Source organism: Allochromatium vinosum DSM 180, from assembly GCF_000025485.1.
In the GTDB taxonomy this organism is placed as follows: domain Bacteria; phylum Pseudomonadota; class Gammaproteobacteria; order Chromatiales; family Chromatiaceae; genus Thermochromatium; species Thermochromatium vinosum.
This window is the reverse complement of sequence record NC_013851.1, coordinates 3,191,432-3,209,243: the sequence shown is the minus strand read 5'-3', so window position 1 is coordinate 3,209,243 and position 17,812 is coordinate 3,191,432. Positions and strand designations below refer to the sequence as shown.

General features: G+C 65.6%; 13 protein-coding genes. 8 read left to right on the top strand and 5 right to left on the bottom strand.

Annotated features, from left to right (window positions below):
- Positions 1 to 2 precede the first annotated feature (2 nt).
- Positions 3 to 1,175 carry an acetylornithine deacetylase gene (gene argE / locus ALVIN_RS14120; protein ID WP_012972003.1) on the bottom strand — a complete coding sequence of 391 codons (1,173 nt, stop codon included), beginning with the start codon at positions 1,173 to 1,175 and terminating at the stop codon, positions 3 to 5.
- Positions 1,176 to 1,323: 148 nt separating this feature from the next.
- Here argE and ALVIN_RS14115 point away from each other — a divergent pair, with 148 nt between their 5' ends.
- The 5 genes from ALVIN_RS14115 to ALVIN_RS14095 all read left to right on the top strand — a co-directional run bounded on the left by ALVIN_RS14115 (position 1,324) and on the right by ALVIN_RS14095 (position 7,982).
- Positions 1,324 to 2,412: a GNAT family N-acetyltransferase/peptidase C39 family protein gene (locus ALVIN_RS14115; protein WP_043795689.1), complete on the top strand. Its 1,089-nt coding sequence runs from the start codon at positions 1,324 to 1,326 to the stop codon at positions 2,410 to 2,412.
- A 130-nt stretch (positions 2,413 to 2,542) separates the two neighbouring features.
- Entirely contained in the window at positions 2,543 to 4,030 is a 1,488-nt protein-coding gene (locus ALVIN_RS14110; RefSeq protein ID WP_012972001.1) for a RimK family alpha-L-glutamate ligase, read from the top strand.
- A gap of 29 nt (positions 4,031 to 4,059) precedes the next feature.
- Positions 4,060 to 5,526, top strand: coding sequence for an RsmB/NOP family class I SAM-dependent RNA methyltransferase (locus ALVIN_RS14105; protein ID WP_012972000.1), 1,467 nt, complete (start codon positions 4,060 to 4,062; stop codon positions 5,524 to 5,526).
- 63 nt (positions 5,527 to 5,589) lie between these two features.
- Positions 5,590 to 6,243, top strand: coding sequence for a hypothetical protein (locus tag ALVIN_RS14100; RefSeq protein ID WP_012971999.1), 654 nt, complete (start codon positions 5,590 to 5,592; stop codon positions 6,241 to 6,243).
- Positions 6,244 to 6,347: 104 nt separating this feature from the next.
- Positions 6,348 to 7,982, top strand: a complete 1,635-nt coding sequence (locus tag ALVIN_RS14095; protein ID WP_012971998.1) for a methyl-accepting chemotaxis protein — start codon at positions 6,348 to 6,350, stop codon at positions 7,980 to 7,982.
- Positions 7,983 to 8,038: 56 nt separating this feature from the next.
- Here the strand turns inward: ALVIN_RS14095 and ALVIN_RS14090 are convergent, their stop codons facing one another.
- Positions 8,039 to 8,650, bottom strand: coding sequence for a TetR/AcrR family transcriptional regulator (locus ALVIN_RS14090; protein ID WP_012971997.1), 612 nt, complete (start codon positions 8,648 to 8,650; stop codon positions 8,039 to 8,041).
- 132 nt (positions 8,651 to 8,782) lie between these two features.
- Here ALVIN_RS14090 and ALVIN_RS14085 point away from each other — a divergent pair, with 132 nt between their 5' ends.
- Both ALVIN_RS14085 and ALVIN_RS14080 read left to right on the top strand, forming a co-directional pair.
- Positions 8,783 to 9,994, top strand: coding sequence for an efflux RND transporter periplasmic adaptor subunit (locus ALVIN_RS14085; protein ID WP_012971996.1), 1,212 nt, complete (start codon positions 8,783 to 8,785; stop codon positions 9,992 to 9,994).
- A 21-nt stretch (positions 9,995 to 10,015) separates the two neighbouring features.
- A complete protein-coding gene (locus ALVIN_RS14080; protein WP_012971995.1) occupies positions 10,016 to 13,159 on the top strand; it encodes an efflux RND transporter permease subunit in 3,144 nt (1,047 codons plus the stop codon).
- Here the strand turns inward: ALVIN_RS14080 and ALVIN_RS14075 are convergent.
- The 3 genes from ALVIN_RS14075 to pomA are packed head-to-tail and all read right to left on the bottom strand — an operon-like array spanning position 13,156 to position 15,467.
- Positions 13,156 to 13,821, bottom strand: coding sequence for a PilZ domain-containing protein (locus tag ALVIN_RS14075; RefSeq protein WP_012971994.1), 666 nt, complete (start codon positions 13,819 to 13,821; stop codon positions 13,156 to 13,158). The two genes, ALVIN_RS14080 and ALVIN_RS14075, sit on opposite strands and share 4 nt — an antisense overlap.
- Positions 13,822 to 13,834: 13 nt before the next feature.
- Entirely contained in the window at positions 13,835 to 14,674 is an 840-nt protein-coding gene (locus ALVIN_RS14070; RefSeq protein WP_012971993.1) for a flagellar motor protein MotB, read from the bottom strand.
- A gap of 34 nt (positions 14,675 to 14,708) precedes the next feature.
- Positions 14,709 to 15,467, bottom strand: a complete 759-nt coding sequence (pomA, locus tag ALVIN_RS14065; RefSeq protein ID WP_012971992.1) for a flagellar motor protein PomA — start codon at positions 15,465 to 15,467, stop codon at positions 14,709 to 14,711.
- A gap of 160 nt (positions 15,468 to 15,627) precedes the next feature.
- Between pomA and ALVIN_RS14060 the strand changes: the two genes are divergently transcribed.
- Entirely contained in the window at positions 15,628 to 17,739 is a 2,112-nt protein-coding gene (locus ALVIN_RS14060; RefSeq protein ID WP_012971991.1) for a YgiQ family radical SAM protein, read from the top strand.
- Positions 17,740 to 17,812: the final 73 nt, after the last annotated feature.

Here is a 17,812-nt window from a genome sequence, read left to right as displayed (position 1 = left end):
CTTCAGCCAGCGGCGGCTTCACCCTCGACACAGAACCGCCGGATGAGCGCGCGCAGCAGCTCCAGCGTCGGCGGGATGCGGTCGAGTGCCAGGAACTCATCGGGCTGATGGGCCTGAGCGATGTCGCCCGGTCCCAGGATCAGGGTGTCCATCCCGAGCTGGTTCAGGAACGGCATCTCGGTGCCGAAGCTGACCGCCTCGGCCGCGTGCCCGGTGAGTGACTCGCAGGCGCGCACGATAGCGGCCGTCGTCGGCGTTTCGGCGGGCGGGATCGGCGCAAACAGCGGCTCGACCGACCACTGGAGCCCACGCCGCCGGCCGACCCCGGCGACACGCTCGGCCAGCGCGTTGCGCAGGTCAGCCGGATCCATGCCGGGCAGGACGCGCAGATCCAGATGCAGCTCGCACTCGCCGCAGATGCGGTTGGGATTGTCGCCGCCGTGGATATGGCCGAGGTTGACTGTGGGGTAGGGGACCGGAAAGGCCGGATGCCGATGTGCCTGCTGCAACTCAGCGCGCCAGTCGAGGATCACCGACATGACTTCGTGCATGCCGTCGAGCGCATTGTTGCCCAGACTTGGATCGCTGGCATGACCGCTGCGTCCGACCAGCCGCACCGATTCGCCCATCACCCCTTTGTGCAGACGTACCGGCCGCAGATTGGTCGGCTCGCCGATGAGGGCGTGACGTCCGAGCGGCCGTCCGGCCGTGACCAGCGCGCGTGCGCCGTGCATGGCCGATTCCTCGTCGGCGGTGGCCAGAATCATCAGCGGGCACTTGAGATCCGACGCGCGGAACGCACGCGCCGCCTCCAACGCCAATGCGAAGAAGGATTTCATGTCCGAGGTGCCCAGCCCGTAATAGCGCCCGTCGGCTTCGGTCAGCTTGAGCGGGTCATGGGTCCAGAGCGGGGCGTCGAAGGGGACGGTATCCGTGTGACCCGATAGCACCAGACCGCCGGGGCCTGAGCCGAGCGTGCCGAGCAGGTTGAACTTGCCCGGATGTCCGGGGACCGGCAGGATCTCGGCGCGGAATCCGGCGCTCTCCAGCCAGTCGGCCAGCAGCGTGACCAAGGGTTCGTTGCTGTGATCGAAGGCGGGTGTGACGCTGCTCACCGAGAGCGTGCCGATCAGCCCTTCGAGCATGGTCTTGAGGGATGGGGACTGTGTGGTCATGGTCTTGAAGCTCTCCGGGTCTCGACGGCGATGGGTGCAGCGATCTTGCGTTTTTCGGGCCGCGCTGTAGATTGTCGGCTTTGCCGGCTCCAATAGAAATCGCTCAGGCGTGCCACGTGTGTCAATCGCTGCCGCTATCCTGCCCTTCGTGATCCGCCCTGCCGTCCTCAGTGATCTGAGCGCCCTGCTGCGGCTGGAGAACGCCTGCTTCGAGACTGACCGGATCAGCCGGCGCCAGTTCCGCTATCTGCTCACGCGCGGACGCGCGAGCACGCTGGTCGCCGAGGCCGACGGCGAGCTGCTGGGCTATGTGCTGGTACTCTTCAGTCGCGCCACCTCGGTGGCCCGGATCTATTCGATCGCCATCGACGCGCGGGCGCGCGGGCAGGGTCTCGGGCGCGCCCTGGTCGCCGCCGCCGAGCAGGCCGCCTGGGAGCAGGATCGTGCCTATCTGCGTCTGGAGATCCGGCGCGACAATCTGGCCTCGCAACACCTGTTCGAGCGCGCCGGCTATCGGCGTTTCGGCGTGCTCTCGGACTATTACGAAGACCACATGGAGGCGCTGCGCTACGAGAAGGCGATGGCGCCCGGTCTCAAGCCCGAGCTCAAGCGCGTGCCCTTCTACGAGCAAACGCTGGACTTCACCTGCGGCCCCTCGTCGCTGATGATGGCCATGCAGGCGCTGCGCCCGAGCCTGGAGCTCAACCGCACCCTGGAACTGCGCATCTGGCGCGAGTCGACCACCATCTTCATGACTTCGGGGCATGGCGGCTGTGGCCCGCTCGGTCTGGCACTGGCCGCTCAGCGCCGGAACTTCGCCGCCGAGGTCTATGTCAACGACACCGGCGTGCTGCTGGTCGATTCGGTGCGCAGTCCCGAGAAGAAGGAAGTCATGCGTCTGGTCCACGAGGACATGCTCGCTGAGGCCGAACAACGCGGCATCCCGATCCGTTACCGGACGCTCGGCATCCAGGACATCCAGCAGCGCTGGGATGCCGGCGCCGTGCCGCTGGTGCTCATCAGTTCCTACCGCATCTATGGCGAGAAGTTTCCGCACTGGGTCGTGATCACCGGCTTCGATGAGCACTTCGTCTATGTCCACGACCCCTATGTCGACACCGCCAACGGCGAGACCACCATCGACTCCATCGACATGCCGATCCAGCGCGACGAATTCACCCGCATGGCCCGCTATGGGCGGGTCGGACTGCAAGCCGTCGTGCTCGTCTCCAACTGACCAACCGACGGGCGTCTCGTGCGTTGTCAGGGCGATCCGGCCGCGCGGCTGTCCCCGGAGCCCGCGCGAACCCTGAAACCTTCCACTTTGCTTCGATATCTGGCCGACCCCATGAACGAGCGCGATCCACATGGCTGAACATCTGTTGTTGGTGGAGCAACCAGGCGACTGGAAGCCCGGTTTTCCGCGTCTGCCCGTGGTCACGGCGCGCGACTATCTGGCCGGCGGCGAGCTGGCGGCCAAGCGCGATCTGCGTGTCATCAATCTCTGCCGCAGTTATCGCTACCTTTCGCTCGGCTATTACTGCTCGCTGCTGGCCGAGGCGCGCGGGCACAAGGTCATTCCGACGGTACGCACCATTCAAGAGATCTCCAGCCGCGAACTCTACGATCTGGCGACCGAGGAGCTCAACATCCTGGCGCAGCGTCTGCTCGGACGGCGCAAGACCAATGCGCTGGTCCCGACCGCCTATGAGCTGACGATCTGCTTCGGTCAGTGCGACGTGAAGGAGTTGCAGCCGCTGGCGCGCCTGATCTTCGAGACCTTCCGCTGCCCCATCCTCAAGGTCGAGTTCCGGTTGCACGGCACCTGGCGCATCGGCGCGATCAAGGCGTTGCCGATCACGGCCGTGGCCAACGAGGTCGAGAGTCCGCTGTTCACGGCGCTCGAGGGCTATCTGTCCAAGCGCTGGCGCCAGCCGCGCGCGCGGTTGTCCTATCGCTATGATCTGGCGATCCTCTACGACCCGGAGGAGGAACTGCCGCCCTCCGACCCCAAGGCGCTCGCCCGTTTCGTCAAGGCCGGCAAGAGCCAGGGCGTGAACGTCGAACTCATCCAGCGCAAGGACTACAGCCGTCTGGCCGAGTACGACGCGCTCTTCATCCGCGAGACCACCCGCATCGGGCATCACACCTTCCGCTTCGCCAAGAAGGCCGACAGCGAGGGTATGGTCGTCATCGACGATCCCGACTCCATCCTGCGCTGCACCAACAAGGTCTATCTGGCCGAACTGCTGGCCGCGCATCGCATCCCGCGGCCCAAGACGCTGGTGCTGCGTAAGGAGAATCTGCTGGAGGCCGAGGAGCGGATCGGCTATCCGGTGGTGCTCAAGATTCCCGAGGGGTCCTTCTCGCGCGGCGTCCACAAGGCCGAGGACCGAGCGAGTCTGACCCGTATCGCCGCCCGACTGTTCAAGGAGTCCGATCTGATCCTGGCTCAGGAATTTCTCTATACCCCCTTCGATTGGCGTATCGGCATTCTCGGACGCCAGCCGCTCTACGCGTGCAAATATCTGATGAGCCGGGATCACTGGCAGATCGTCAAGCACGAGAGCGATGGGCGTCATGTCGAGGGCGGACACGAGACGCTCGCCATCGCGGATGTTCCGCCGGCGGTCGTGCGCACTGCGCTCAAGGCGGCGGACCTGATCGGGGACGGACTCTATGGCGTGGATCTCAAGGAGACGCCCACGGGGCCGGTCGTGATCGAGGTCAACGACAATCCCAGTCTGGATGCCGGGGTCGAGGATCGGGTGCTGGGCGATGAACTCTACGCACGGCTGATCGCCGAGTTCGTCCGGCGGCTCGACCGGCGGCGCACGGCCAGGGCGGACAAATAGACCGAATCGATGTTTCAGGAACTCTCTGTATGAACCAACGCACCGCCCGCTCCAGCGCGGCCTCGCTCCCCACGCCGGATCAGATCGCCGACTCCTGGCTCGGACGCTATCGCGATCTAGTCGACGACTGGGACGCCTTTGCCGAGTCGCTCGGCCGCCCGTTGCCGGTCGCGCTCTGGGCCAATCCGGCGCGGATCTCGGTCGAGGCGCTGACCGAGCTGCTCGTCGAGCAGGGACTGTCACCGCAACCGATCCAGGGTCTGCCCAACGCTCTGAATCTGCCGCCCGCGTTCCGGGCCGGTCAGCAGTGGTGGTACTGCGTGGGTCTGGCCCATGCGCAGGAGGCCGTCTCGCAACTGCCGGTCACGCTCATGGACCTCAAGCCCGGTCAGCGCGTGCTCGACATGTGCGCCGCGCCCGGCGGCAAGACCGCCCAGATTGCCTTTGCGCTCGACAACCGGGGCACGGTCGTCGCCAACGACATCTCCTATGGCCGCATCAAGGCGCTCCAAGGCAATCTGGACCGGCTCGGTGTGCTCAATGTGACCACCACCCAGAGCGACGCCAGCAACTGGCCGACTGCCGGCGGTCAGTTCGACCGCATCCTGCTCGACGCGCCCTGTTCCAGCGAGGGCACCATCCGGCGCAATCCGTCCCTGTTGCAGCGGCACGATCCGGCCGGCTCCCAGCGGCTCGGGCCGCGCCAGCGCGCCCTGTTGCGCAAGGCCGTGCAGCGCTGCCGGCCGGGCGGTCTGATCCTCTATTCGACCTGCACCTTCGCGCCTGAGGAGAACGAGCTGGTGGTGGCCGACATTCTGGCCGAGTGCGAGGGCCGGGTGCGGCTGAGGACCGTCGACATCCCCGGCTTCGACGCCGCGCCCGGCGTGACCGAGTGGCTGGGCCGCACGCTGCCGCCCGAGCTGGCGCGATGCCGGCGCCTCTGGCCCCACCGCAACGACACCGGCGGCTTTTTCATCGCACTGCTGGAGAAGGAGGCCGGACTTCCGGCCGAGCCGGAACCCGAACTCGCCACCCTCGCCGAAAGCGAGCATGACGAATGGCTCGACGGTCTGTTGTCTAAATACGGACTGCCGGATGACTACTGGAGCCGCTACCGCATCAATCGCCAGACCAGGCGCGGTCTGCACCTGATGGCCGCCGATCACGCGCCGCCCGCCGTGCCGCCGGCCGAGGGACGCGGGATCTTCTTCCATCGCACCAACGTCCGCCCGCCCAAGCCCACCACCAGCGGGGCGCTGCTCATCGGGCCGGACGTGACGCGCTTTCGGCTGGAACTCAGCCGCGAGCAGCGCGATGCCTATCTGCGCCGCGAGATCTTCGCGCCCACGCCCGAGCAACTGGCCGCCAACCCGCCGGGACAGGTCATCGCGAGCTATCGGGGCCATGTACTCGGCATCGCCATCCTGCATCGCTCGGGTGTCATCGAGAGTCAGTTCCCGAGTCGCTGGAGTGGTCGAACCTCGGGGACGGACTGACGAAAATGCACTATCCTCGATGCACGGTTTCGGATCATCGGAATTAAACCTGAGAGGTACTTCATGACACGAATCGACAAGACCCCCGGGTTTGGTCTGTTGCTGGCGCTGACCTTGCCGACGGGTGTCCTGGCCCAGTACGGATCGGCTCCTCCCGCACCGGTCGAGCAGGGGCTGAGGACCGAATGGGCCGTCGCGCCTGCGGGCGAGCAACCGCCGGCGGCGGTCCAGCTTCCCCAGGGTACGGTGCTTCAGGAAGGCATGTTGTTGCCGCCAGGGACCGTTCTGCCGGGCGGCGCCATTCTGCCCGCTGAACCGGCCGCGCCCGTTCAGGCTCAGCCCGCACCGATGCCGGCTCCGGCTCCGGTTCCAGCGCCCGCACCTGCAACCGACGTGGCCGGCGGTGTGCCCTACATCAGTGGCGGCATCGGCTTCTCCGAGCGTACCGAGATGCAGGAGGTCAAATCCAAATTCAACCTGCGCCTGCTCTTCGCCGTCGCCGGTTCAGGTTCCTATCTGGCCGACGTCCGGGTGCGCATCGACGATGCCGCCGGTCCGACTCTGCTCGAAGCCGTCTCCCAAGGCCCCTGGTTCTATGCCAGCCTGGCACCCGGACGCTATGTCCTGCGCGTCGACAACGCCGGTCAGGTCCAGACGCGCGATATCGAGATACCGGCCAGCGGCGCGATCGAGCAGTCCTTCTACTGGAACGACTGACCGCGTCCAGCCGATCGGGTCTGGTTTCAGCCGGTTTCGGGATCTGACCAAACGATGGGATTGCCGTCATCATGACGCTCATCGACACTGCTAAGGAGTAGGACGTGAGACTCATCGAACGCGCCAACATCAGCACCAAACTGATCCTTCTGGCCTTGGTCCCCAGTGTCTCCATGGTGCTGATCGGCCTGGTTGCGACTGCGGCATTGCGGCAGGTCGACCAAGGCGTCGATCGCATCTACCTGGATCGCGTCGTTCCCTTGCAGGGACTCAAGGGGATCGCGGATGACTATGCGGTGTTCATCATCGACGCGGTCAACAAGGCCAATGCCGGCCGGATGAGCGCCGAGGACGCGCTGGACGGGATTCGCCAGGCCCAGGAACGCATCCACGCGCGTTGGTCGACCTATCTCCAGACCCGCCTCTCTCCACGGGAGGCGGCTTTGGCCGATGAAGCCGAACAACGCTTCACGCGCGCCGATGCGGCGATCGCGGCGGTCATGCGCCGCCTGGAGGGGCAGCGCGGCAACATGGCCGAGCAGCTGCACGAGTTCGATGGTCCGCTCTATGACAGCATCGATCCCGTCAGCGCCAAGCTCAACGAGCTGGTCGATCTGCAACTGGAGGTGGCGCATGACGAGCAGCAAGCCGCCCACGCCCTCTACCAGACCTCGGCGAGCGTGGCCATCGCGTTCACGCTCACGGCGCTGGTCGTGGTTGTAGCGCTCGGCTGGCTGTTTCACCGTTCCATCACGGGACAACTCGGTGCCTTGCGCCGCGCCATCCACAGCATCGTCGAACATTCCAATCTCACCGCCAGCACGGATCTCGATGTCCCGAACGAGATCGGCGCCATCGCGCGCGACTTCGATCGCATGGTCACTGAGTTACGCTCCCTGGTCGAGCGCATCACCGGCTCGGCCATGACGCTGTCCTCGGCAACCGGCCAGATGTCGGGCAATCTGGCACAGGTCCGCGAGGTGGCGCAGCGTCAGCACCAGGAAACCGATCAGGTGGCCACCGCCATGGAGGAGATGACGGCCTCGGTCGAGGAGGTGGCGCGTAATACCGCTTCGGTGGCCGAATCCACCCGTGCCTCCAAGCGGCTCGCTGATCAAGGCCGGCTCGCCGTGACCGAGACCATTGATTCCATGTCCGCTCTGGCCGAGCGTATCGCCCAGTCCGGCGAGAGCATCCGGTCGCTGGAGCGCGACAGTCAGGAGATCGGCAAGATCCTTGACGTGATCCAGGCCATCACCAGCCAGACCAATCTGCTGGCGCTGAATGCCGCGATCGAGGCGGCGCGTGCCGGCGAGGTGGGGCGCGGTTTCGCGGTCGTGGCCGATGAGGTCCGGACCCTGGCGCAGCGTACCCAGTCCTCGGCCCAGGAGATCGAGGCCATGGTCAAGCGATTGCAGCACAGCGCACAACAGGCCGCCAGCGAGATGAACCGCAGCCAGCAGGGAGCCGGCGACTCCATGGCCACGGCCGGCCGGGCCGGTGAGTCGCTTCAGGCGATCACCGCAGCCGTCGACGGGATCTCGGAGACCATGACCCAGATCGCCAGTGCCGCCGAGGAGCAGACGGCGGTCGCGGTCGAGATCAGTCGCGGCATCCTCTCGATCAGCGGAGGGACGCGCGAGGCCCGTGACAGCATGACCGAACTCGAACAGGCTGGTCACGGACTGTCGGAATTGGCCGACGAGCTGAGGGGACACGCCATGCGCTTCCAGCTGTGAAGCCGGGCGCGTGGTTTGTGGGGACGAACACGGCTGAACCGGAAAGCGGGGCCGCGCTATTGGCCTTCGATGAAGGTGCGCAGCGCTATTCGGATCAGGGGAATCAAGGCTTCGCGATCCAGATCAGGATGGTTGATGGCCCGTGCGGCGAGTCCATCGAATAGGGCCATCAGGATTTCGGTCACGGCGGCGGCATCGCTGTCGTGCGTCAAGCCGCGCGCACGTCGCACGCTGCGCAGCAGGCCCATCAAGCGCTCGTGCTTGATGCGGTCGGCCGCACGCACGCTGGCCGCGACCCTGGGGTTGCGCGCCGCCTCGGCCAGAATCTCCAGCTCCAGCGCCGCGTTGTCCAGATCCGTCTTCTCGTTCAGCCCGATGTCGACGCGATCGATCAGCGCCTGGAAGACGTCCTCGGCGTTCTCGAACTGACTCACCATCTCCAGCGACTGCTCCAGCTTGCGCTCGACCAGGGCCTCGATGATCGCTTCCTTGTTCTCGAAGAAATGGTAGATGTGCCCCGGACTCATCCCCGCCGCCTTGGAGAGTGCGGCGATACTGGTGCCGTGGAAGCCTTCGCGCGCGAAACAGATGGCGGCGGCATCCAGGATCTGACGTCGGCGCGTCTGGGCGCGCGTCTGTTCTGGGTCGGGTCGGGTCGTCGGGGTCATGCGGGGATCGCTCCTCGTTCTCGCTGTGGAGGCACGCCTCCGCACTTGACGTCGCGGCCTCGAATGTCTAGATTGAATGATCATTCTAGAACGAACGTTCTATACAATCCTAGTGCTCTCTCGAGGTTGCCCATGAACCCCCTGATCCCTCGGCAGCAGGCCGGTGCCTGGCTGTGCGTGCTCGTTGCGGCACTCTCCGTCGTCGGCTGTGAGCGCTCGGCACCGCCGGGCGGGGGGCCGGGCGGCCCTGGCGGCCCGCCAGCCGAAGTGGGAGTCGTCACGCTCCAGGCGCGCGAGGCAACCCTGACCACCGAGCTACCGGGCCGCACGGCGTCCTATCGGGTCGCCGAGGTGCGACCCCAGGTCGGCGGCATCATCAAGGAGCGGTTGTTCAAGGAGGGCGCGCTGATTCGCTCGGGACAGGTGCTCTACCGGATCGATCCGGCCGTCTATCAGGCGACCTATGACAGCGCCCAGGCCGCGCTCAATCGCTCACGTGCGACCTTCGAGCGCGCCCGGCTCAAGGCCACGCGCTATGCCGATCTGCTCAAGGCCAAGGCGGTCAGCCAGGAAGACTTCGACGACGCTGAGGCGGCGCTCAAGGAGGCGGCCGCGAGTGTGGCGGTCGACGAGGCCGAGTTGGCGCGTGCGCGCATCGATCTGGAATATACGCGGGTGACGGCGCCGATCGGCGGACGCATCGGGCGTTCGGTCGTCACCCAGGGCGCGCTGGTGACGGCCAATCAGGAACTGGCCCTGGCCACCATCCAACAGCTCGATCCCATCTATGTCGACCTCACCCAGTCGAGCGCCCAGCTTCTGCGTCTGCGCCGTGCACTGGAAGACGGGCGTCTCCAGCGTCCGGACGGCGATCAGCCGCGTGTGACCCTGGTGCTGGAGGACGGCAGCGACTATCCGCTCGCCGGCCGGCTGGAGTTCTCCGAAGTCAGCGTCGATCCGGGCACGGGCGCGGTCACACTGCGCGCGACCTTCCCCAATCCCGATCACGTCCTGCTGCCCGGCATGTTCGTGCGCGCTCGGGTGGAGGAGGGCACGCGCCCCGAGGCCATCCTGGCACCTCAACGCGCCGTGCAGCGCGACCGGCGCGGCCGGCCCTATGCCCTGGTGCTCGACGCCAAGGGTGTGGTCGAGCAGCGGATGCTCAAGACCGATCGCGCACTGGGTAGCGACTGGCTGGTCGACGAGGGCCTGGCGCCCGGCGATCGGTTGATCATCGACGGTCTTCAGAAGGTGCGTCCGGGCGGTCAGGCCCAGCCCGTGGTGCTCGACGATCAGCCGTCCGGGGCCGTTGCGGCGGCGTCCGGTCCCGGCACGACTCACTAACCGACCACCGAGCACCCCATCATGGCCCGTTTCTTCATCGACCGACCCGTCTTCGCCTGGGTCATCGCCATCGTCATCATGCTGGCCGGGTTGCTGTCGATCCGCATCCTGCCGGTCTCGCAGTATCCGAGCATCGCGCCGCCGGCGATCGCCATCAGCGCCACCTATCCGGGTGCCTCGGCCCAGACCGTCGAGGATTCGGTGACGCAGGTCATCGAGCAGCAGATGAACGGTCTCGACGGTCTGCGCTACATGTCCTCGACCAGCGAGTCGAACGGACTCTCGACCATCACCCTGACGTTCGAGAACGGCGTCGATCCCGACGTGGCCCAGATGCAGGTGCAGAACAAGCTGCAACTGGCCAACGCGCTGCTGCCGGAAGAAGTGGTGCGCCAGGGTATCCAGGTCGCGAAATCCGTGCGCAACTTCCTGATGGTCGTGGCCTTCGTCTCGCGCGATGGGAGCCTGACCAACGCTGATCTGGGCGACTATGCCGCCAGTCTGGTCAAGGACCCGATCAGCCGTGTCCCCGGCGTGGGTGAGATCACCCTGTTCGAGGCCCAGTACGCCATGCGGATCTGGCTCGACCCCAACCGGCTCAACCAGTACGGCCTGACGCCGTCGGACGTGGTCGCGGCGATCGAGGCCGAGAACGCTCAGGTCTCGGCCGGTCAACTGGGCGCGATCCCCTCGCCCCAGGGTCAGCAGCTCAACGTCACCGTCAACGTCCAGAGCCGGCTCAACACGCCCGATGAGTTCGGCGCCATCCGGCTGCGCACCCAGGCCGACGGCTCGACCGTGCATCTGCGCGACGTGGCCCGCATCGAGCTGGGCAGCGAGAGCTACGGCAAGATGGCGCGTCACAACGGCAGTCCGGCTGCCGGTATGGCGATCCGGCTCGCCACGGGCGCCAATGCGTTGCAGACGGCGGACGCGGTCAAGGCCAAGATCACCGAGCTTTCGGCCTTCTTCCCGCCGGGGATGGAGGCGGTCTTCCCCTATGACACCACGCCCTTCGTGCGCATCTCCATCGGTGAGGTGGTCAAGACCATCTTCGAGGCGGTGATCCTGGTGTTCGTGGTGATGTATCTGTTCCTGCAGAACTTCCGCGCCACGCTCATCCCGACCATAGCCGTGCCCGTGGTGCTGCTCGGCACCTTCGGCATCCTGGCGGCCTTCGGCTTCACCATCAACACCCTGACGCTGTTTGCGATGGTGCTGGCCATCGGTCTGCTGGTCGACGATGCCATCGTGGTGGTCGAGAACGTCGAGCGCGTGATGCACGAAGATGGATTGCCGCCCAAGGAGGCGACGCGCAAATCCATGGATCAGATCACCAGCGCGCTGGTCGGCATCGCCCTGGTGCTGTCGGCGGTGTTCGTGCCCATGGCCTTCTTCGGCGGCTCGACCGGGGTCATCTATCGGCAGTTCTCGATCACCATCGTCTCGGCCATGCTGTTGTCGGTGGTGGTGGCGCTCACGCTCAGTCCGGCGCTGGCCGCCTCGCTGCTCAAGCCCATGCCGCATGGGCCGCGTCGCGGGTTCTTCGGCTGGTTCAACCGTAACTTCGAACGCAGTGTCTCGGTCTACGGCAAGAGCGTGGCCGGTATCACCCGCCGGCGCTGGATCTTCCTGGGCGTCTATCTGATCCTGGTCGGTGCCCTGGTGGTGCTGCATGAGCGCATGACCACGTCGTTCCTGCCCGACGAGGATCAGGGCATCCTCATCATCCAGGCTACGTTGCCTTCGGGGGCTACGCTCGAACGCACGCGCGAGGTGCTCAAGCAGGTCGAGAAGCACTTCCTGGAGAACGAGAAGGAAGCGGTCAAGGAGCTCATCACGGTCTCGGGCTTCAGCTTTGCCGGTCAGGGCCAGAACATGGCCATCGGCTTCGTCAAGCTCAGGGACTGGTCGGAGCGTCAGCGGCCCGATCTGCACGTCAAGGCGGTGGCCGGACGCGCCATGATGGCCTTCTCGCGCATCCGCGACGCGCGCGTGTTCGCCTTCCCGCCGCCGGCGGTCATCGAACTGGGCACCGCCTCGGGTTGGGACGTGCAGTTGCAGGACAAGGCCGGTGCCGGGCGCGAGGTGCTGGCCGCCGCGCGCGGTCAGTTCCTTGGGATGGCGATGCAGGATCCGCGTTTCATCGCCGTGCGCCCGAACGGACGCGAGGACGAGGCGCAGTATCAGGTCGAGGTCGACCGCACCAAGGCCGGCGCGCTCGGGCTGTCGCTGGCCGACATCAATCGCACGCTCTCGATGGCCTGGGGCAGCGCCTATATCGATGACTTCGTCCACGAGGGACGGGTGAAGAAGGTCTATGTCCAGGCCGACGGACCCTATCGGATGCTGCCGGAGGATCTGAACGCCTGGTACGTGCGCAATGCCGATGGCGACATGGTGCCCTTCTCGGCCTTCGCGACCGGAACCTGGACCTATGGTTCGCCGCGTCTGGAGCGCTACAACGGTCTGCCCTCGGCCGAAGTCCTCGGTCAGGCCGCCCCTGGTCTGAGTACGGGCGCGGCCATGGTCGCGGTCGAGGAACTGGCCCGGAAACTCCCGCCCGGCATCGGCTTGGAGTGGACCGGGATCTCCTATGAGGAGCGCGCAGCCGGCGCCCAGGCTCCGGCGCTCTATGCGCTCTCGGCGCTGGTGGTGTTCCTGGCGCTTGCGGCGCTCTACGAGAGCTGGTCGGTGCCCTTCGCCGTCATGCTGGTGGTGCCGATCGGCGTGCTCGGCGCGGTGGTCGCCGCGCTCGGACGCGGGCTGCCGAGCGACATCTATTTCCAGGTCGGTTTGCTGGCGACGATCGGGCTCTCGGCCAAGAACGCCATCCTCATCGTCGAGTTCGCCAAGACGCTTCAGGAAGAAGGACGTGATGCCCTGAGCGCGGCACTGGAAGCGGCACGGATGCGTATCCGGCCGATCGTCATGACCTCGCTGGCGTTCGGTTTCGGCGTACTGCCGCTGGCGCTCGGTACGGGCGCCGGTTCCGGTGGGCAGAACGCCATCGGCACAGGTGTGCTCGGCGGTGTGGTCGCGGCCACGATGCTCGGCGTGCTCTTCGTCCCGCTGTTCTTCGTGCTGATCCGTGGGCGGATGCGCCCGGCGGCGACCACCTCTGGTGGCGTCACCACCGAAAAGGATGATCGCGCGGCGACCTAGTTGGGCTTGGGCTTGTCCTTGAGCTTTAGCGAGTACTGCTGGTAGCGTGCCTCGAAGGCTTCCTCGGCATGTGCCTGGAGCTGGAGACGCTGCAAGCGGTAGACATGCCGGATGATGGCCTCGCGATCGGCCTCGCGCAGATGCGTGAAGTCGAGCGCGAGGCGATATCCGCGATCGCCCTCGTCATCACAGCGCACCACCCGTGCGAGGGTGTGGATATGAACACGATCGGGGAAGAGTGTCAGGCGCAGTTCGACCCGACCGTCGATGTCGATGGTCTCGGGCCAATGCAACCCCAGCCCCTGAGCACTGAGGCAGACCTCGGTGTCGGCTGAATTCGGAAATCCCTCGCCATCGCCGATCGCCTGGGCCAGAGCCTCGATCTGGCTCTCGATCACCTTGACATAAGCCGCCACGGTCGGGAACTTGTATTCCAGTGTGCGGCGCTCGGGCAGATGGCGGTCGCGGATGGCCTGCAGATCGTTCAACAGACCAGCACGCGAACTGGGTGCCTCCAGACTCTCGATCAGCTGGGCCTCTTGTGCCGCATCGACCGGGACGAGCAGCAGGCCTACCCGATCCTCGATGCGAAAATAGCGCCGCCGATCGCGATCATGCTCTTCTTCCAGCGCATCCGGCTGGACTGGTTCGTCGTTAGTCATTCGCTCTCTCCACCTAGGGACTGCCGCCATCGCGGGTGTCGGCGTTATTTTCGAGCAGAGTCTGCTCACTGCGCTCGCCGAGCACGATGATCTCCACCCGCCGATTGTTGGCCCGACCATCCGTGGTCTCATTGGTATCCACCGGGCGGTTGTCGCCATGGGCACGGATCTCGACACGCTCGGGCGCGATACCGCCCACCTGGGTCATGGTGTGGGCCACGGCCGCCGCGCGCGCGGCCGAGAGCACCCAGTTCGATGGGAATTCGAGCGTTTCGATGGGGACATCGTCAGTATGTCCGGCGATCAGGATACGGCCCTCGACCTGGTTGAGCGCCTCGGCGATCTTCATCAGTGCCGCTTTGAAGGGCGTATCGATTCGCGCTGAAGCCGAAGGGAAGGAACCCTTTTCGCGGATGCGGATGACGACCTGATCGTCGATGGTATTGATCTCGATCAGACCCTCGGCGATCTCCTTCTTGAGTTCCTGTTTGAGGTCTTCGGCCTTGTCCTGGGCATCCTCGACCGCCGGGTCGAGGATCTCGAGAAAACGCTTGGACTCGTCCGTGGTCTGCTGCCTGACTTCGTTGATCACGGTCGGCTGCGGCTGAGCCGGTGAGAACTCCTGCATGATGATGCTGGTGCCCAGCGGATCCTCCTGGGCCGGGATGTCGCGCTGGACGCCGAAGGCGGCTTTGAGCGAGCCGGCGACCTGTTTGTACTTGATGACGTCCATCTCGGAGAACGACAGCAGCAGCACGAAGAAGCACATCATCAGCGACATGAGGTCGGCGAAGGTGGCCATCCATTCGGGGGCGCCGGCTGGCGGGTCGGGACATTCGCATTCTTCGGTCATGGCATCGACCTCATGGGAGCAAAGCTGAGTGTGACTAATCCTTACTGCTCTGGCGCTGGTGCTCCGGCAGATAGGTCATGAGCAATTGTTCCAAAACGCGCGGGTTCAAGCCTTCCTGAATTCCTGAAATAGATTCGAGAATCAGTGTCTTGGCGAGCTTTTCCTCGCCACTGCGCAGTTTGAGCTTCTCAGCGATCGGAGTGGCGACCGCATTGGCAAGCACCGCCCCATAGAGGGTGGTCAGGAGCGCCACAGCCATGGCTGGGCCGATGGCCTTGGGGTCGGACATATTGGCCAGCATCTGTACCAGACCGATGAGTGTGCCGATCATACCCATGGCGGGTGCGACCTCGGCCGTGGCCTTGAAGACGCTGTAACCGGCCTCCTGGCGCTGGATGGCCAGATTGATGTCCTTGCTCAGCACTTTCTGCACCACCTCGGGCGGATGGCCGTCGATGCACAGACTGATGCCGGTTTGGAGGAAGGGATGCGAAATCTGCTTGCCTTCCAGAGCGAGTAAGCCCTCCCGGCGGGCGATGTTGGCCAGTGCCACGGCCTCCTCGATCAGTGCCGTGGGCGCGGTCGATTTGTTCAGGAAGGCCCCGAGCGCCACCTTGAAGCTGCCCAGAAACTGACCGAATGTGGTTCGGAACAGCACCACGAAGGCGGTTCCGACGAACACGATGACGATCGAAGGGATATCGACGAAGACCATGACATCGCCGCCCAACACGATCGCGCCGATCATGACGCCCATGGCGCCAACCAATCCCAACAGGGTTGCCAAATCCACGTCATTACCCTCGATTGCAACGACGGCAACGGCAGCCGACGCGCGGATGAAAAAGCCAGTCGATTCGAGCGGGCATTTTCGATGATTGCGCCCAACGGGTCCAGCCGCCGTCTTGGCGCTACAATGTGGTTCCGATCTCCGTTCGACGCTCCAGACAACGATGCACTCCGCCCCCGATCTCTTCTCCTACCGCAAACACTGGGCCCATAAATTCGGCACCGCGCCCGAGTTGCCGATCTCGCGCGCCGAGATGGATCTGCTCGGCTGGGACAGTTGCGACATCGTCATCGTCACCGGGGATGCCTATGTCGATCATCCCTCGTTCGGCATGGCGATCATCGGCCGCTTGCTGGAGGCGCAGGGCTTTCGGGTGGGACTCCTGGTGCAGCCGGACTGGACCTCGGCGGACGATTTCCGGCGTCTCGGCCGGCCGAATCTGTTCTTCGGCATCACGGCGGGCAACATGGACTCCATGGTCAACCGCTACACGGCCGACCGCCGCGCGCGCTCCGACGACGCCTATACGCCGAACGCTGAACCCGGACGCCGACCCGATCGCTCGGTGACGGTGTACGCCCAGCGCGCGCGCGAAGCCTACAAGGGCGTTCCCATCGTCATCGGCGGCATCGAGGCCAGTCTGCGCCGGATCGCGCATTTCGACTACTGGTCGGAGACGGTGCGCCGTTCGGTGCTGGTCGACTCCAAGGCCGATCTGCTCCTCTACGGCAATGCCGAACGCGCCATCGTGGAGCTGTCGCACCGTCTGGCGCGCGGCGAGCCGATCGAGACCATCCGCGACCTGCGCGGCACCGCCTTCATGCACCGTGGCGGGGCGCCCGAGGACTGGACGGAGCTGGACTCGACCCAGCTCGACACGCCCGGACCGCTCAAGCTCCACAATGATCCCTATGAGGACGACCCGCGCTGCGAGCAGCGGGCCGAGGGCGTGCCGGTCGTCGTTCCGACGCCGCGCGCCGAGCGTGACCGGACTGTGATCCGGCTGCCGTCCTTCGAGCAGGTGCGCGACGATCCGGTGCTCTATGCCCATGCCTCGCGCGTGTTCCATCTGGAGACCAATCCGGGCAACGCGCGCGCCCTGGTCCAGGCCCACGGCGAGCGTGAAGTCTGGCTCAATCCGCCGCCGATTCCGCTCACCAGTTCCGAACTCGACCGGCTGCACGAACTGCCCTTCACCCGCCGTCCGCATTCGAGCTATGGCGAGGCGCGGCTGCCGGCCTGGGAGATGATCCGCCACTCGGTCATCATCCTGCGCGGCTGTTTCGGCGGCTGCACCTTCTGCTCGATCACCGAGCACGAGGGACGCATCATCCAGAACCGCTCCGAGGACTCGATCCTGCGCGAGATCGGCGAGGTGCGCGACCGGGCGCCCGGTTTCACCGGCACCATCTCGGATCTCGGGGGGCCTTCCGCCAACATGTGGCGTCTCGGCTGCCGTGATCCGCGCATCGAGGCGGCCTGTCGCAAGCTCTCCTGCGTCTATCCCGACATCTGCCGCAATCTCAACACCGATCACGGCCCATTGATCCAGCTCTACCGCAAGGCGCGCGCCGTGCCCGGCATCAAGCGCGTGCTCATCGCCTCGGGTCTGCGCTACGACCTGGCCATGCGCTCGCCGGCCTACATCCGCGAGCTGGTGACGCACCATGTCGGCGGCTATCTCAAGATCGCGCCCGAGCACACCGAATCCGGGCCGCTCAGCAAGATGATGAAGCCCGGCATCGGCATCTTCGACCGTTTCAAGGAACTCTTCGACCGCTATTCACGCGAAGCCGGAAAAGAGCAGTATCTGATCCCCTATTTCATCGCCGGGCATCCGGGGACGACCGATGTCGACATGCTCAATCTCGCCGTCTGGCTCAAGCGCCACAAGCTGCGGCTCGATCAGGTCCAGTCCTTCCTGCCCACGCCGCTGGCGATCGCCACCGCCATGTATCACACCGGGCGCAATCCGCTGAAACGGGTCTCGCCGAACTCCGAGTCGGTCCCTGTGGTGCGCGGGATGCGTCAGCGCCGCTTGCAGAAAGCCTTTCTACGCTATCACGATCCCGAGAACTGGCCGCTGCTGCGTCAGGCGCTGAAAGACATGGGCCGCTCCGATCTCATCGGCAACGGCAAGCGTCATCTGGTGCCGAGCTTCCAGCCGCCGGGGACGGGCGGGGTGCCCGAAGGCCGGCGCGCGCCCGTGAAGACCCGCCAGACGACCCCGGCACGACCCGGACGCTCCAAACCGACGCGTCGCCGGCCCGTCTAGAGTTCTCGCCCTGATGACATCAGTTGTGCGATCCTCTGCGCCACGGAGCCGCCCGTATCCAGCCTCCGCAGGC